Here is a 15,273-nt window from a genome sequence, read left to right on the forward strand (position 1 = left end):
GCCATGCATCCTCTTCTCTACGCGCTGTTCCAGTTCGCCTTCTTCTACCCGATGGTGATGGCGTTCTTCTGGATGTCCGGCGGCCTGTATTACTTCTTCCGGCGCGAGCGAAAGGCCCGTGACCGTGATGACCCGCCGCCGATGGATGTCTATCCGTTCGCCTCGATCCTGATCCCCTGCCACAACGAAGCGGAGAATCTGGACGACACGCTGGGCTCGGCGCTCAAGCAGAATTACCCGGATTTCGAAGTCATCGCCATCAACGATGGCAGCAGCGACGATACCGGCGCGCGGCTGGATGCGCTGGCCGCCCTGCACCCGCGGCTGCGGGTGGTGCACCTGGACCGCAACCTGGGCAAGGCCAATGCGCTGCGCATGGGCGCACTCGCCGCACGCTCGGAGTTCCTGGTGTGCATCGATGGCGATGCGATGCTGGAGGAGTACGCCACGCACTGGATGGTGTGGCACCTGACCTCGGGCCCGCGCGTGGGTGCGGTGACCGGCAACCCGCGCATCCGCAACCGCTCCACCCTGCTGGGCCGGCTGCAGGTGGCCGAGTTCTCCTCGATCATCGGCATGATCAAGCGGGCGCAGCGGGTGTACGGGCGCATCTTCACCATCTCCGGGGTGATCGCCGCGTTCCGTCGCACGGCCCTGCACCGGATCGGTTACTGGTCCGATGACATGGTGACCGAGGACATCGACATCAGCTGGCGCCTGCAGCTGGACCATTGGGACATCCGTTACGAGCCCAATGCGCTGTGCTTCATCCTGATGCCGGAAACCTTGAAGGGGCTGTGGCGGCAGCGCCTGCGCTGGGCCCAGGGCGGTGTGGAAGTGCTGCTGCGGCATGGCGGCTCGCTGTTCCACTGGCGCAAGCGCCGCATGTGGGGCGTGCTGCTGGAGTACATCCTCAGCGTGCTGTGGGCCTACACGATGCTGGCGATCATCGTGCTGTGGGCGGTGGGCAAGTTCATGGTGCTGCCGCCGGAGCTGTACATCGCCACGCTGCTGCCGCAGTGGCATGGCGTGATCCTGGCCCTGGTCTGCCTGATGCAGTTCGCCAGCAGCCTGATCATCGACCGCCGTTACGAAACGCATATTGGACGTAACTACTTCTGGGTGATCTGGTACCCGATGGCGTACTGGCTCATCAGTCTGTTCACGACCCTGGTGGCGTTCCCCAAGACGTTGTTCAAACGTCGTGGCAAGCGCGCGGTCTGGGTCAGTCCTGACCGGGGTATCCGATGAACACCGTCAAATCCACCCGCCGCTTCGATTCGCGGCTGATCCAGAAACCGCGCCAGCAACCGCGCCTGCAGCGCACCGCCTGGGGCTTTGTGACCATCGCCTTCTGGGCGTTCTACTTCTACCTGTGGGCACCGCTGTTCACGCTGATCTCGTGGCTGCTCGGCGGGCGGATGGCGTGGGCGCAGCTGTACGAACAGAAGCAGACGGTCGATCCGTTCGTGGTGATCGCGCTGCCGGTGATGCTGGTGTGCTGCGCGGCGCTGCTGATCGCCTGGGCCGAGTACAACCGCATGCGGTTCACCGGCAAGGAGCGCCGGCTGCCGCATGACGATGTGACCCGCGAGGAGATGGCGCACGACCTCGGCGCGAGCGTGGCGGTGGCCGCGTCGCTGGCCGATGGCAAGTCGGTGACGCTGCACATGGACGAGCACGCGCGGCCGGTACGGGTCACCGCGGGGGCATTGGCGGTCGCATACCGGTAATCGCGCGGGTGTTGGCCGACCGGTCGTGCCGGCCGCTGGCCGGCGCCACGGATTGCCAGGATGCGAAGGAGCCGGCCAGCGGCCGGCTCTACCGGGTCACGCGCGCGTCTGGCCTTCGCCGCGGACGACGAAGCGTTCGACGGTGAGCGCCTCCAGCCCCATCGGGCCATAGGCGTGCAGGCGGGTGGTGGAGATGCCGATCTCCGCACCCAGGCCCAGCTCGCCCCCGTCGGAGAAGCGCGAGGAGGCGTTGACCATCACCACCGCCGAGCGCAGCGCATGCACGAAGTGCTCGGCTGCCGCGGCGTCTTCCGTGGCAATCACTTCGGTATGGTCCGAGCTGTACTGCTGGATATGCGTCAGTGCCTGTTCCAGGTCATCGACCACGCGCACGGCGATGATCAGATCCAGATACTCGGCGGCGTAATCCTCCTCGCTGGCCGGCTCGGCATCCGGCAGCCACTGTCGCGCCACCGCGTCGGCGCGCACCCGCACGCCGCGCTCGGCCAGTGCATGCGCGGCCAACGGCAGGAAGCTCGGCGCGAGGTCGGCATGGACCAGAAGCGTCTCCAGCGAGTTGCAGGCCGAGGGTCGGCTGCATTTGCCGTCCACCAGCAGGCGCAGCGCAAGCGCGGGGTCGGCGGCGCGGTCCACGTACAGATGGCAGACACCCTTGTAGTGCTTGATCACCGGCACACGGGCATGCTCGGCCACGAACCGGATCAGCCCTTCCCCACCGCGCGGAATCGCCAGATCGATCAGATCGTTGAGCTGCAGCAGGGCAAGCATGGTCTCGCGGCGCAGATCCTCCACCAGGGTCAGTGCGGCATCGGCGACGCCCGCCTCGCGCAGCGCGCGCTTGAGCGAGGCGGCAATGGCAGTGTTGGAGTGGATCGCCTCCGAGCCACCGCGCAGGATCACGCCGTTGCCGGCCTTGATGCACAGCGCGGCGGCGTCGGCGGTCACGTTCGGGCGCGCTTCGTAGATCATCGCGATGACGCCCAGCGGCACGCGCACTTTCTGCACCCGGATGCCATTGGGACGCACGTCATCGCGGGTCACCTGCCCGACGGGATCGGGCAACGCAGCGACCTCGCGCAGCGCGGCGGCGATACCGGCCAGACGCTGTGGGCTCAGTGCCAGGCGGTCCAGCATCGCGATGCCGATGCCCTTTTCCGTCGCCGCCGCAAGATCGCGTGCGTTGGCCGCGAGAATCGCATCGGTATCGGCTTCCAGCGCGGTGGCCATCGCGTCGAGCAGATCGGCCTTGGCCGAGGCAGACAACTGCGCCAGCTGCCGGGCAGCGTCCCGGCAGGCCAGCGCCTGGCTGCGGATGTCGGTGGTGGAGCTGGCGACCATCTCAATAACCTCGGAAAAAACGGTAGGGCCACGCCATGCGTGGCCGGGGGATGTCGAACGGACCCAGGTTGCGCAGCCACGCATGGCGTGGCCCTACCGTGGATGTTCTTACGCTTTACAGCATCACCAGATCGTCGCGGTGGATGACGTTGCCACCGTAGTTGTAGCCCAGCACGCTCTCGATGTCGCGCGAGTGGCGCCCGGCGACGCGGCGGATGTCGCTGGCCGAATACTGGCTGACGCCACGCGCCAGGCAGACCTCCCCACTTTCAAGGCGCTGCCGGATCTCGACCATGTCGCCGCGGCGGAAGTCGCCCTCGGCGCCCAGCACCCCGCCAGGCAGCAGCGAGGCACCCTTGCCACGCAGGGCATCGGCTGCGCCGGCATCGACCAGGATCGCGCCCGGCTCCAGCGGCGCGTGCCGCAGCCAGTACTTGCGCGCGGCCACCCGGGTCTGGGCGGCATGGATGCGGGTGCCGAACAACCGCCCCTGGCTGAGCGCACGCACCACCTCGGCACTGCGCCCGTTGAACAGGCAGGTCTCGATGCCCACCCGCCCGGCCTTGGCTGCGGCTTCCAGCTTGGTGTGCATGCCACCGGTACCGGCGCCACTGCCGGCGCCGCCGGCCATCGCCAGGACCTCCACGGTCAACTCCGGCACGTCATGGATCGGCCGTGCCTGCGGATCGCGACGCGGGTCGGCGCTGTACAGGCCGTCGATATCGGTGGCGATGAACAGCACATCGGCGTCGATCAACGCGGCTACGGTCGCAGCGAGGTTATCGTTGTCGCCGAGCTTGAGCTCGTCCACCGAGACGGTGTCGTTCTCGTTGACCACCGGCAGCGCGCCCAACCGCAACAGCTCGTTGAGCGTGGCGCGGGCGTTGAGGTAACGGCGGCGGTTGCGCAGGTCATCATGGGTCAGCAGCACCTGCGCCACCGGGCGTTCGAAAAAGCGCTGCCAGAGCCCGATCAGCTGTGCCTGGCCCAGCGCCGCGAGCGCCTGCCGCGCTGCCATCGCCGCGCCGGCTTCCAGCGCGCGCGGCACGATCGCCCTTCCGGCCGCAACCGCGCCGGAGGATACGATCACCACCTCGCGCCCAGCCAACACGTTGGCCGAGACGAACTGGGCCAGGCCCAGTGCGTGGCGTGGCGAGAGGCCGCCGCCGTCAGCGGCCAGCAGGCTGCTGCCCACTTTGAGTACGGCGCGTTTCCACTGCGGGACGGCTTGTTCGGTAAACGGCGAAGGCACGGGCTGGTTCATGTGGTCGGCGCGCTCAGCGCGTGCTCCATTCGTGGATACGGGCGGTGGCGCTGCCGTGCAACAGCAGCGGATCACTGTCGACCAGCGCCTGCGCAGCGGCCAGGTCGGCGATGTCCTGCAGCACGTAGGCGCCGCCGCTCTTGTCGGTGAAGCCACCGGTCAACAGCAGCTGCCCGCGGGCACGCACCTCATCGAGAAAACGCGCGTGTTCGGCACCGACCTCATCGCGGAAGTCCGGCGTACGGGTGACCATCACCAGGTAACAGGTTTTCATGGCGCTCCTTTCTCCAGGCAAGGCCCGGCGAGACGTTGCAAAAACGGCGGCCTCGCGGCCGCCGTCGTGATCACACCAGCGCCGCCCAGCGGGCGCGCAGTTCATCCAGCCGCAGGTCGGCCGCCGCGCCGGGCGACACGCGCGCGGCCAGGCTGCCTTCGGGGGTTCGCCCCTGCCCTGCCGTGTCCGCCGCCGCGGCGGCGGCCTTGTAGGCCTCGCGGAACGGCACACCGGCCACGGCCGCCTCCACCGCGACATCGGTGGCGTACATGCCCGAGTCGATCGCCGCGCGCAGCTTGTCGTCGCGCCATTCCAGGTTGGCCAGCAGCGCCGGCAGCAGTTCCAGCGCGGCCAGGCCGCGGCCGAAGCCGTGGAAGATCGCGCCCTTGCTGCTCTGCAGATCGCGGTGGTAGCCCGAGGGCAGCGACAGCAGCTGCTCGATCTCGGTGCGGGCCGCGGCCACGCTGGCATGGGTGGCCCGCATCAGTTCGATCACGTCCGGGTTGCGCTTGTTCGGCATGATCGAGCTGCCGGTGGTGTACTGCGCCGGCAACGCCACGAAGCCGAACTCGCCGCTGGTGAACAGCGACAGGTCCCATGCGATGCGGCGCAGGTCCAGGGTGGCGCCGCCGAGTGCTTCCAGCGCCGCCAGTTCGAACTTGCCGCGCGACAGCTGCGCGTAGATCGGCGAGATCTGCATGCGTGCAAAGCCGAGCGCTTCAGTAGTGTGCGCGCGGTCCAGCGGCAGGTTCACGCCGTAGCCGGCGGCCGTGCCGAGCGGATTGGCATCGACCAGGTTGAACGTGTCGTGCGCGCGGATCGCGTTGTCGATGAAGGCCTCGGCCCAGCCGGCCCACCACATCCCCGCCGAAGACACCACGGCGCGCTGGATGTGGGTATAGCCCGGCACGGGGAGGTCCTTCTCGGCCTCGGCGCGGTCCAGCGCGACCTTGGCGATCTCGCGGCTCAGCTCGGCCACGCGCATCAGCTTGTCCTTCAACCACAGCCGGGTCGCGACCAGGATCTGGTCGTTGCGGCTGCGCCCGGTGTGGATCTTGCGGCCGGCATCGCCGAGGCGCTCGGTCAGGCGCGCTTCGATCGCCGAGTGGCAATCCTCGAAGCGCTCATCCAGCACGAACGCGCCACTGCGGAAATCCTCGGCCAGCACGTCCAGCTCGCGCTGCAGGCCGATGCGTTCGTCGTTGCCGAGAATGCCGATGTTCTCCAGGCCCTGCGCATGCGCCTTGCTGGCCGCCACGTCGTACAGGAAGAACTCACGGTCCAGGATCACATCATCGCCGGCCAGGAAGGTCTGGATCTTGGCGTCTACCGCCACGCCGGGCTTCTGCCACAGAAGGTCTGCCATGTCTTGCTCCGTAGGCGGATTCGCTCCGCCGGGTTGTCAGGGCGCGCGCAGGGGGCCGCGCAGCGCCGTGGGAATCAGTGCGGGATGGAGGCCAGTTCGTCCAGGCCCAGCGCCAGGTTGAGGTTCTGCATCGCCTGTGTCGCCGCGCCCTTGAGCAGGTTGTCCAGGGTCGCCACCACCACCACGCGCTTGCCGCCCGGGGCCACGTCGAAGCCCCCGATCTGAACGCCATGCCGGCCGGCGATCTGGCTGACCCACGGCGCTTCGTCGAGCACCTCGATCAGCGCCTCGTCGGCGTAATACTTCTGGTAGAGCGCGATCACATCCTCGCGCTTGACCACCGTGTTGAGCCACAGGTTCACCGTCATGGTGATGCCGCGGAAATGCGGCGCCACGTGCGGCATGAACTCGACCGGCACGCGCAGGTGCGCGGTGACTTCGCGCTCGTGCACATGGTTGGTCAGCGCATACGGCATCAGGTTGTCGCGCAGCAGCTCGGGGTTGTTCTTGTCCGAGGGCGTGGTGCCCGCACCGGAGTAACCGGAGACACCGAAGCACTGCGGCGGGCCGGCCAGCTGCTGCAGCAGCGGGCTGATCGCCAGCTGCATCGCGGTGGCATAGCAGCCCGGGTTGCTGATGTGCTTCTGGCCCAGGTAATCGCCGCGGGTCAGCTCCGGCAGGCCGTAATACCAGCTCGGCTCGAAGCGGTGATCGGCCGACAGGTCGACGATCACGGTCTCCGGCCGGGCCGCATCCAGCGCGGCGACGAACGGTGCGGCCAGGCCATTGGGCAGCGCCAGGATCACCGCGTCCATGCCCTTTGCGGCGACGGCATCGGCATCCAGGTTTTCGAACTGCAGCTCACCCTGCCAGTCGCCGTGGTGATCGCTCACGCGCTGGCCGGCCAGCTCGCGCGAGGAGACGAAGCCCAGCTGCAGGCTCGGGTGGGCGGCGATCAGCTTGATCAGCTCGGCGCCGGTGTGGCCACGTGCGCCGACGATGCCGACGGTGAAGATCTTGGTACTCATGCGTGTGCGTCCAGGCGGTACTGCAGGTGGCGTTTCACCCCCTGCCATTCCGCATTGATGATGGAGAAGATGACGGTGTCGCGCGGGGTGCCGTCCGGGTGGCGCTTGTGGTTGCGCAGCACGCCGTCCTGCTTGGCGCCCAGCCGCGCGATCGCGGTGCGCGAGGTGACGTTGAACCAGCTGGTCTCGAACACCACGCTCAGGCATTCCAGCCGCTCGAAGGCATGGGTGAGCAGCATCAGTTTGGTTTCGGTGTTGATGCCGGTGCGCTGGGCGGCTTCGCCATACCAGGTGTAGCCGATGCTCAGGCGCGGCACCTCGGCGTCCAGATCGTAGTAGCGGGTGGTGCCGACCACTTCATCGGCATCGTTGAGGACCACGAACGGCAACACCTTGCCCTCGGCCTGCGCCTGCAGCGCGGCCTGGACATAGGCGGTCATGGTCTTCGCACTCGGCACCTGGGTGTACCAGAGCTTGGACAAGGTGCCATCCCCCAGTGCGCCGCGCAGGCCATCGATATGCGCCATCTGCAGCGGCTCCAGCCGGGCATGGGTGCCGGCCAGCGTGGGGACCTTGGTCCAATCGGCAAGATTCATCGGGTTCAGCCCTCCAGGCTGGGGGTGCGTGCGGCGCAATGCTCGACGTACGCTTTGATGCGGTCGAAGCCATCGGCGCCGAACCAGAACACCTTCCAGTGGCCCTGCTTGTAGCAGCCATCGGATTCGGCGTAATAGAAGTGATTGATCGGGTTGCCGTTGCGCGAGCGCCAGAACAGCTGCGGGGTTTCGTCCAGCATGACATTCCAGACCGCGCGGCCAAGGCCTTCGCCCTGCGCGTCATCGAGCACCGCGAACTTGTCCAGGTAGACCCCTTCCGCTTCATCGGTGAGGATCACCGCGGTGCGGTAGTTCTCGCTGACGTAGGCACGCAGCAGCTTGGTCTTCTGGAAGTAATCCGCCACGAGGGTGCGGCCGAAGCTGGATTCGATCAGCTGCTTGAGGCGCGGCAGATCGAGTTCGTCCCAGCGGGTGGCGCGCAGCACTTTCTCGCCCTTGCGCACCAGCGTGCCCGAGCCCTTGTGGGTGAACAGCTCCTTGGCCAGGTCCGCCGGGCGCGTGATCGACACCGAGGACTCCAGTGGCAGGCGATCCAGCAGGTCCTTGATCTGTTCGATCTTGACCCGCATGCCGCCATGGATCCACGGCTGCTGCATCAGCTGGTCGTACTCGGTGGAGAGGTTGATCGAATCGATCACCTTGCCCTCTTCATCCAGCAGGCCGCCGGTGCCGGTCAGGAAGATGATCTTGTACGGCTGCAGTTCCTGCACCAGCTCGTTGGCGGCGAAATCAGCGTTGACGTTGAGAATCTGCCCGCAGCGGGTCTCGCCCAGGCTGGTGATCACCGGGATCGAGCCGGCGCGCAGGCTGGCCTCGATCGGAGCCAGATTGACCTTCTTGACCTCACCGACCAGGCCGTAGGTGGCCTGGTCCAGGTACTCGGCTTCGAACACGCCCCCGGTGATCGAGGTCGCGCGTGCGCCATTCTGCTGCAGCGCTTCAACCAGCTGCAGGTTGGAGGCCTGGAACACCCGGCGCACGATCGCCAGGCCTTCGGCCGAGGTCACGCGCAGGCCGTTCACGGTCTGCTTCTCGATGCCGGCCGCCGAGAGCTCGGCGTCCAGCTGCGGGCCGGCACCATGCAGCACGATCGGGGTCAGGCCGACTTCCTGCAGGAACGACAGCGAGGAGGTCAGCGCGTCCAGGTCATCGCGCAGCACCGCGCCGCCGACCTTGACCACGGCGAAGCGTTTGGCGTCCAGCTGCGAGAAACGCTTGAGGTACTGGCTGATCTCCTTCGCGCTGGCCATGCTCGAGAGCAGGCGCACGATGGTCTGACGGGTCTGGCGGTGGGGCTGGGAAGAAGGCATTTCGATATCGTCGCAGGCGGCCGCAGCCGCGATGGGAGTTCCGTCAGTGGGGGACCACGACGGCGTCATTCGATCAGGCGCCGTGCGCGATGATGCCGTGCACGGACTCGGTGTAACGCTGCAGCTGCTCCAGCGTCACGAACTCATCGGCGGTGTGGGCCTGGGCGATGTCGCCCGGGCCGTACACCAGCGTGGTGTAACCGCCGGCCGAAAACAGCGAGGCCTCGGTCCAGAAATCCACCGCGTTGCCGATCGGGATATCCAAGGCATCGGCCACGTCGCGCGCAGCCAGACGGCGGTTTTCTGCTTCGGCGATATCGCCGGCCGGGAAGCTGGGCCCGCGGAAGGTCTCGGTGAACACCGCGGCCTCCGGTTCGGCGAAACCGGCAAAGGTGGCCAGCAACGCGTCGATATCCATCGACGGCAGCGGGCGGAAGCCGAAGCGCACCTCGGCGGCGGGCGCGATCATGTTGGCCTTGATGCCGCCTTCCACGCGCCCGATGTTGAAGCGCAGGCCGGTCAGCCCGCCAAAGCGCGCATGCGACAGCGACTCGACATGGTCCAGCGCGCGGTTGCCCCAGCGCATCGCCTGGTGCAAGGCGCTGGCGGCCGCATCCTGCTTGCCCGAGGCATGCCCGGCCCGGCCCTTGAACTGCATCAGCACCGAACTGATGCCACGGTGCGCGAGCACCGCTTCGCTCATCGTCGGCTCGGCCACCAGCACCGCTTCGTACGGAATGCCCCGGGCGAGGAAGGCGGCGATGCAACGCGGGTCGTTGGCCTCCTCGTCGCTGGAGAACAGAAACGCAGCATCGCCATCGCTGGCGTTGGCCGCGGCCACCAGGGCCGCCGCAGCGCCCTTGATGTCGCACACGCCCAGCCCGATCACGCGATCGTCCGCACGCCGCATCACGTGCGGGTCGGCGGTCCAATGCGGCGAGTCCGGCACGGTATCCAGGTGCACGTTGAACAGATACTTCGGCGTGCCACGCACCGCATACAGGCTGACCGCACCGTCGCCATGGTCGAGCACCTCCACGTTGAACCCGGGCAGGTTCGCACGCAGGTAATCGAAGATGCCGCCAGTGGTGATCGCACGCGGCGGGTTGCGCGTGTCGAAGGACACGAGCTGCTGCAGGTGATCGAGTGTCTGTTCAAGCATGTGTCTGAGTATCCGTAGGGTTCAACATCGGTAGTGCCGGCCGCTGGCCGGCTCTGCAATGATCCAGCCGTGCCACGCGCCGGCCAGCGGCCGGCACTACCATCGATCGGCGTTGCCAGGTGCCGGCCAGGGGCCGGCACCCCGGTGCATCGCCTTAGCGGTTCACCTGCGCGTACAGGGTGGAGCTCATGCCGAACAGCTTGATGAAGCCTTCCGCTTCTTCCACGCCCCAGTCGGCCGACTGCGCATACGTAGCACCCTTGGTGTTGAGCAGGTGCGGCGACTTCACCGCAACGGCGTCCACACGGCCACCGCGGGTTTCCAGCACCACTTCGCCGTTGACCTTGGCCTGCGAGGACTTCAGGAAGGCCTCGATGTCGGTCTTGAGCGGGTCGTGGTAGAAGCCTTCGTACACCAGCTCCACCCACTTGCGCGCCACGTCCGGCTTGAAGCGGTTCTGCTGCTTGGTCAGCACGGCGTCTTCCAGCGCGCGGTGCGCGGCCAGCAGCGAGACCAGGCCCGGCGCTTCGAACACGATGCGGCCCTTCAGGCCGATCACGGTGTCGCCGGTGTACACGCCACGGCCCACGCCGTACGGGGCGAACAGCTTGTTGAGCCTGGCCAGGATCTGCTCACCCGGCAGCGCCTTGCCGTCCAGCTCGACCGCTTCGCCTTCGACGAACTTCAGGGTGACCGTCAGGGCCTGTTCCGGCCATTCGCTGCGCGGTGCGCACCAGCCGCGGGCACCCTCGCCCGGGGCTTCCCAACGGTCGATCTCGCCGCCGGACATGGTCAGGCCGAGCAGGTTCTCGTTGATGGTGTAGGCCTGCTGCTTGGCCCGCACGCCGAACCCGCGCTCTTCCAGGTACTTCTGCTCGTAGGCGCGGGTCTGGGTGTGTTCTTTCTGGATCTCGCGGATCGGCGCGACGATCTGGTAGTCGCCCAGTGCCTTCACGGCCAGGTCGAAGCGGACCTGGTCGTTGCCCATGCCGGTGCAGCCGTGGGCGATGATGTTGGTGCCCAGTTCGGCGGCGCGCTTGAGCGCGGCGTCCACGATCAGGTAACGATCCGAGACCAGCAGCGGGTACTGACCCTGGTAGCCCTCACCGGCCCACACGAACGGCTTGACGAAGCCACTCCAGATGGCCGGGCCACCGTCGACGGTGACGTGGCTGGTGACGCCCAGTTCGGCGGCACGCTTTTCGATGAAATCGCGCTCTTCGTCATCCACGCCACCGGTATCGGCGAACACGGTGTGCACGTTGTAGCCGCGCTCCTGCAGGTAGGGCACGCAGAAGCTGGTGTCGAGTCCGCCGGAGAAGGCCAGGACGATGTCTTTCTTGCTCATGGGGGTCAGGTCCAAGTGGGAATGCAATGTGGAATGCGTTTTTCGAGGCGGTAGAGCCACGCCATGCGTGGCTGCTATTCGTTGGGCGTCGCGAAGCCACGCATGGCGTGGCTCTACGGCCGCCGTGCTGCTTATCGTCCTGCCAGCGCCGACATGATCGCCTTCTGCACATGCAGGCGGTTCTCGGCTTCGTTGATCGCGATGCACTGCGCCGAATCCATCACGCCGTCGGTCGCCTTCACGTTGCGGCGCAGCGGCAGGCAGTGGCTGAAGACACCGTTGTTGGTCAGCGCCATCTTGGCTTCGTCGACGATGAAGTGCTTGTACTGGTCGCGGATCGGCTTCTCCGGCTCCCAGTTGCCGAAGAACGGCAGCGCGCCCCAGCTCTTGGCGTAGACGACATCGGCGCCGGCGTAGGCGCTGGCGATGTCATGGCTCACCTGCAGCGAACCACCGCTCTCGGCCACGTTCTGCTCGGCCCAGCCCATGTAGCGCTCATCCAGGATGTAATCCGGGGTCGGGCACAGCAGGGTCACGTCCATGCCCATGCGGGTGGCGATGGTCAGCGCCGAGTTGGCCACGGCGGTGTTCAGCGGCTTGGGGTGGTAGGTCCAGGTCAGCACGTACTTCTTGCCGCGCAGGTCCTGGGTGCCGAAGTGTTCCTGTAGCGCCATCACATGGGCCAGTTCCTGGCACGGGTGGGTGATGGTTTCCATGTTGATCACCGGCACCGGCGAGTACTTGGCGAAGCTCTTGAGCACTTCGTCTTCGCGGTCCTTGGTCCAGTCGATGAACTTCGGGAACGCGCGCACGCCGATCAGGTCGACGTAGCGGCCCAGCACCCTGGCCACTTCGGCGATGTGCTCTTCGGTATCCCCGTCCATCACCGTGCCCAGGTTGAACTCGATCGGCCAGGCATCCTTGCCCGGCTGCAGCACGATCGCGTGGCCGCCCAGCTGGAACGCGCCCAGCTCGAAGCTGGTGCGGGTACGCATGGAGGGGTTGAAGAACACCAGGGCAATCGACTTGCCCTTGAGCTCGTCGCCCAGCTTGTTGCGCTTGAACAGCGCGGCCTGGGTCAGCAGGGCATCCAGGTCGGTGCGGCTCCAGTCCTGGGTGTTCAGGAAGTGCTTCAGGGACATCGATCGATCCTTTGCGGCTGGTTTTCCACCGTTTCCGGCGGAGGTTGGGGGCGCCGGGGCGCGGTCAGGGCTCTACAAAACACATACAGATGAAACTTTTCAGATCGCAGAAACGAAAAAACCCAGCGCGGGGGCTGGGTTTTCCGAACAGACAGCACGAAGCTCCGGTTACCCAGCGAAAATGTGGGGTTCCGGTCGGCGGGCACGCGACGTCATGCCCGTAGCCATACGGGCGGCGCTGGTGTCGTGCTGGAAGTCGGTGAGTTTCATGGCCGCCCATCTTTGCATGCACCCGGAGTGGGCGCAAGGCCTGAATGGAAATTCAGGTTGAAGGTGTCGCCGATGGGGCGACGGGAGGGGTCACGGATTGGCGCCGCCGGCCTGTTCATTGCCGACCCAGGGGGTGATCGAGACCCGGATCTTGAGCCGGTTGCCCGGGTCTTCGGGAAGGCGCGAGCGGTACTTGGTGCCCTTGTAGACGTAGTCCACGTCGTAGGCGATCGGGCGGCGGAACTCACGGCCGACCGGAATGATCTTGCAGTCCCGGGTCAGCAGTGGACCGGTATTGGCCGGCGCGGCCTCCACCACGACGGTTTCCGAATAGCCACTCTCATCGGTGCTGCCATCTTCGCGGCGGAAGATCGAGCGCACCGAATCCATGAAACGTCCGAAACGACCCTTGTCTTCCTGCGGCTCTTCGCCGGTGACGTTGACCGGAGCCAGCGTGCGGGTGGAGACCGGCTCGCAGTGCTCCTCGGTACGCGTGGCGCGCAGGGTCTGGAAGACCGGCTCCACGTTGAGCACCTGGGCGTAGTCGAACTTGACGTTCTCCACGATCACCACCCGGTTGCGCACCTCACCGTCCTGGGCGCGCGCCCCGAAGGCGGCACTTCCGAGCAGGCAGACCAGCGTCAACAACGAAGCGGATTTCATTGGCAACAAGGAAAAGGACAAGGGGGATAGTTTAGGCAGTGCCAGGCACAAGGGGCTGAACATTACCCTTCCGTGACGCGTATGCCCATAGGCCGGGCCCAGACGCGGCCCCGGGGCGCGCCTCCACGGGGCCGATCGGCTGAAGCCTTCAGCCGGCGGCCGTGGTGACGCGAACGCCTGCATGCCCTGCCCCGCATCCCCCCAAAGGCCCCGACACGTTCTAAAATCGACCGCTTACCCCCGCTCCCGACCCTCATGACCCTGCGCCTGCACAACAACCTGACACGCCAGCTCGAACCGTTCACCCCGCTCGATCCGACCTGTCCGACCCTGTATGTGTGCGGCCCCACGGTCTACAACTACGTCCACATCGGCAATGCCCGTGGCCCGGTGGTGTTCGGAGTGCTGGCCGACCTGCTGCGGCGCCGTTTCGGCGGCCTGCGCTATGCCCGCAACATCACCGACGTGGATGACAAGATCAACACGGCCGCGCGCGAGCAGCAGGTCCCGATCAGCACCATCACCGACCGCTTCGCCGCCGCCTACCGCGAGGACATGGCCGCGCTGGGTGTTGTCCCGCCGGACATCGAGCCGGAAGCCACCGCGCATATCCCGCAGATCGTGACGATGATCGAGCAACTGATCGCCAACGGCCACGCCTATGCGGCCGAAGGCCATGTGCTGTTCTCGGTGGGCTCCTACGCCGATTACGGCAAGCTCTCGCGCCGCGACCCGGACGAGATGCTGGCCGGCGCGCGCGTCGACGTGGCGCCGTACAAGCGCGACCCGGGCGACTTCGTGCTGTGGAAGCCCTCCAGCGACGAGCTGCCCGGCTGGGCATCGCCCTGGGGCCGTGGCCGCCCGGGCTGGCACATCGAGTGCTCGGCGATGGCCGCCGCGCATCTGGGGCCGACCATCGACATCCATGCCGGCGGCGTGGACCTGCAGTTCCCGCATCACGAGAACGAGATCGCGCAGAGCGAGTGCGCGCACGGCGGGCAGACGTTCGCCAGGTTCTGGCTGCACAACGGCATGCTCAACTTCGGCGGCGCCAAGATGAGCAAGTCGATCGGCAACATCGAGCGCGTGCACGACCTGGTCCGCCAGCATGCCCCCGAGGCGCTGCGCTATGCGCTGCTGTCGGCTCACTACCGCCAGCCGCTGGACTGGTCCGACGCGCTGATCGAGCAGTCGGTGCGTACGCTGGACCGCCTGTACGGCACCCTGCGCGACCTGGTCGACGTGGATGCCGCTGCGGTGATTCCGGCCGAGATCGAGGCCGCGCTGGATGACGACCTCAACACGCCGCAGGCACTGGCCGAGCTGGCCCGCATCGCCGGCGAGGCACGCAGGGCCGGCGACGCCGACAAGGCGCACTGGAAATCCGCCCTGCTTGGCGCCGGTCTGGCGCTGGGCCTGCTGCAGCAGGCGCCGGCCGCCTGGTTCGGTACTGCAGGCGGCACCGATGACGATGCGGCCATCCAGGCCCTGATCGACGAACGCGCCGCCGCCAAGCAGGCGCGTGATTTCACCCGTGCTGATGCGATCCGTGACCAGCTGGCCGCCGAAGGCATCGTGCTGGAAGACACCGCCCAGGGCGTGCGCTGGTCGCGCAGACGCTGAACGACCGCCCGGCTGACCGTCGGGCGCTGCCAGACACTGCCCGGTCCGCCGGGCGTCGCCACGACACAGGCCCGGCCACGGACGGCCAGGCTGCTTCCCCCGCAAACGCACGGT

Annotated in this window: 14 protein-coding genes; 3 read left to right on the forward strand and 11 right to left on the reverse strand. The window is 67.0% G+C overall.

Going from position 1 to position 15,273, the window contains the following annotated elements; all coding sequences use genetic code 11:
* The first annotated feature begins 3 nt into the window (after nucleotides 1-3).
* Complete coding sequence (gene pgaC, locus OC373_RS02865) at nucleotides 4-1,251, forward strand: poly-beta-1,6-N-acetyl-D-glucosamine synthase (RefSeq protein ID WP_046273191.1); 1,248 nt, start codon at nucleotides 4-6, stop codon at nucleotides 1,249-1,251.
* Nucleotides 1,248-1,733: a poly-beta-1,6-N-acetyl-D-glucosamine biosynthesis protein PgaD gene (gene pgaD, locus OC373_RS02870; protein WP_261997008.1), complete on the forward strand. Its 486-nt coding sequence runs from the start codon at nucleotides 1,248-1,250 to the stop codon at nucleotides 1,731-1,733. The genes pgaC and pgaD overlap by 4 nt, the downstream gene beginning before the upstream one ends.
* Nucleotides 1,734-1,829: 96 nt before the next feature.
* Here the strand turns inward: pgaD and OC373_RS02875 are convergent, their stop codons facing one another.
* The 11 genes from OC373_RS02875 to OC373_RS02925 all read right to left on the reverse strand — a co-directional run bounded on the left by OC373_RS02875 (nucleotide 1,830) and on the right by OC373_RS02925 (nucleotide 13,536).
* Nucleotides 1,830-3,176, reverse strand: coding sequence for a glutamate-5-semialdehyde dehydrogenase (locus OC373_RS02875; protein ID WP_261997009.1), 1,347 nt, complete (start codon nucleotides 3,174-3,176; stop codon nucleotides 1,830-1,832).
* 31 nt (nucleotides 3,177-3,207) lie between these two features.
* Nucleotides 3,208-4,356, reverse strand: a complete 1,149-nt coding sequence (gene proB, locus OC373_RS02880) for a glutamate 5-kinase (RefSeq protein ID WP_261997010.1) — start codon at nucleotides 4,354-4,356, stop codon at nucleotides 3,208-3,210.
* Between the two features lie 13 nt (nucleotides 4,357-4,369).
* A complete protein-coding gene (locus tag OC373_RS02885) occupies nucleotides 4,370-4,630 on the reverse strand; it encodes a YciI family protein (protein WP_046273195.1) in 261 nt (86 codons plus the stop codon).
* A gap of 70 nt (nucleotides 4,631-4,700) precedes the next feature.
* Nucleotides 4,701-5,996 carry an argininosuccinate lyase gene (argH, locus tag OC373_RS02890; protein ID WP_261997011.1) on the reverse strand — a complete coding sequence of 432 codons (1,296 nt, stop codon included), beginning with the start codon at nucleotides 5,994-5,996 and terminating at the stop codon, nucleotides 4,701-4,703.
* A gap of 74 nt (nucleotides 5,997-6,070) precedes the next feature.
* A complete protein-coding gene (gene argC / locus OC373_RS02895; protein WP_261997012.1) occupies nucleotides 6,071-7,024 on the reverse strand; it encodes an N-acetyl-gamma-glutamyl-phosphate reductase in 954 nt (317 codons plus the stop codon).
* Nucleotides 7,021-7,620, reverse strand: a complete 600-nt coding sequence (locus OC373_RS02900; protein ID WP_261997013.1) for a GNAT family protein — start codon at nucleotides 7,618-7,620, stop codon at nucleotides 7,021-7,023. The genes argC and OC373_RS02900 overlap by 4 nt, the downstream gene beginning before the upstream one ends.
* Nucleotides 7,621-7,625: 5 nt before the next feature.
* Nucleotides 7,626-8,951 carry an acetylglutamate kinase gene (locus OC373_RS02905; RefSeq protein ID WP_046273198.1) on the reverse strand — a complete coding sequence of 442 codons (1,326 nt, stop codon included), beginning with the start codon at nucleotides 8,949-8,951 and terminating at the stop codon, nucleotides 7,626-7,628.
* Nucleotides 8,952-9,024: 73 nt separating this feature from the next.
* Nucleotides 9,025-10,113 (reverse strand): acetylornithine deacetylase, encoded by a 1,089-nt coding sequence (locus OC373_RS02910; protein ID WP_261997014.1) that lies wholly within the window; start codon nucleotides 10,111-10,113, stop codon nucleotides 9,025-9,027.
* Between the two features lie 154 nt (nucleotides 10,114-10,267).
* On the reverse strand, nucleotides 10,268-11,461 hold the full coding sequence (locus OC373_RS02915; protein WP_070425541.1) for an argininosuccinate synthase: 1,194 nt from the start codon (nucleotides 11,459-11,461) through the stop codon (nucleotides 10,268-10,270).
* Nucleotides 11,462-11,592: 131 nt separating this feature from the next.
* Complete coding sequence (locus tag OC373_RS02920; RefSeq protein WP_019182833.1) at nucleotides 11,593-12,603, reverse strand: N-acetylornithine carbamoyltransferase; 1,011 nt, start codon at nucleotides 12,601-12,603, stop codon at nucleotides 11,593-11,595.
* Nucleotides 12,604-12,963: 360 nt separating this feature from the next.
* Nucleotides 12,964-13,536: a hypothetical protein gene (locus tag OC373_RS02925; protein ID WP_019182832.1), complete on the reverse strand. Its 573-nt coding sequence runs from the start codon at nucleotides 13,534-13,536 to the stop codon at nucleotides 12,964-12,966.
* A gap of 255 nt (nucleotides 13,537-13,791) precedes the next feature.
* On the opposite strand from OC373_RS02925, the gene cysS reads away from it, so the two are divergent.
* A complete protein-coding gene (gene cysS / locus OC373_RS02930; protein WP_261997015.1) occupies nucleotides 13,792-15,159 on the forward strand; it encodes a cysteine--tRNA ligase in 1,368 nt (455 codons plus the stop codon).
* The last annotated feature ends 114 nt before the right edge of the window (nucleotides 15,160-15,273 follow it).

This window comes from Stenotrophomonas sp. Ste96, assembly GCF_024519495.1.
GTDB classification, from domain to species: domain Bacteria; phylum Pseudomonadota; class Gammaproteobacteria; order Xanthomonadales; family Xanthomonadaceae; genus Stenotrophomonas; species Stenotrophomonas bentonitica_A.

What these genes read in the sequence shown, in the direction of transcription:
- pgaC (WP_046273191.1), top strand. Translation starts at nt 4, where the DNA reads ATGCATCCTCTTCTCTACGCGCTGTTCCAGTTCGCCTTCTTCTACCCG.
- OC373_RS02920 (WP_019182833.1), bottom strand. Translation starts at nt 12,603, where the DNA reads ATGTCCCTGAAGCACTTCCTGAACACCCAGGACTGGAGCCGCACCGAC.
- argC (WP_261997012.1), bottom strand. Translation starts at nt 7,024, where the DNA reads ATGAGTACCAAGATCTTCACCGTCGGCATCGTCGGCGCACGTGGCCAC.
- OC373_RS02910 (WP_261997014.1), bottom strand. Translation starts at nt 10,113, where the DNA reads ATGCTTGAACAGACACTCGATCACCTGCAGCAGCTCGTGTCCTTCGAC.
- OC373_RS02900 (WP_261997013.1), bottom strand. Translation starts at nt 7,620, where the DNA reads ATGAATCTTGCCGATTGGACCAAGGTCCCCACGCTGGCCGGCACCCAT.
- proB (WP_261997010.1), bottom strand. Translation starts at nt 4,356, where the DNA reads ATGAACCAGCCCGTGCCTTCGCCGTTTACCGAACAAGCCGTCCCGCAG.
- argH (WP_261997011.1), bottom strand. Translation starts at nt 5,996, where the DNA reads ATGGCAGACCTTCTGTGGCAGAAGCCCGGCGTGGCGGTAGACGCCAAG.
- OC373_RS02915 (WP_070425541.1), bottom strand. Translation starts at nt 11,461, where the DNA reads ATGAGCAAGAAAGACATCGTCCTGGCCTTCTCCGGCGGACTCGACACC.
- OC373_RS02885 (WP_046273195.1), bottom strand. Translation starts at nt 4,630, where the DNA reads ATGAAAACCTGTTACCTGGTGATGGTCACCCGTACGCCGGACTTCCGC.
- OC373_RS02875 (WP_261997009.1), bottom strand. Translation starts at nt 3,176, where the DNA reads ATGCGTGGCTGCGCAACCTGGGTCCGTTCGACATCCCCCGGCCACGCA.
- OC373_RS02925 (WP_019182832.1), bottom strand. Translation starts at nt 13,536, where the DNA reads ATGAAATCCGCTTCGTTGTTGACGCTGGTCTGCCTGCTCGGAAGTGCC.
- pgaD (WP_261997008.1), top strand. Translation starts at nt 1,248, where the DNA reads ATGAACACCGTCAAATCCACCCGCCGCTTCGATTCGCGGCTGATCCAG.
- OC373_RS02905 (WP_046273198.1), bottom strand. Translation starts at nt 8,951, where the DNA reads ATGCCTTCTTCCCAGCCCCACCGCCAGACCCGTCAGACCATCGTGCGC.
- cysS (WP_261997015.1), top strand. Translation starts at nt 13,792, where the DNA reads ATGACCCTGCGCCTGCACAACAACCTGACACGCCAGCTCGAACCGTTC.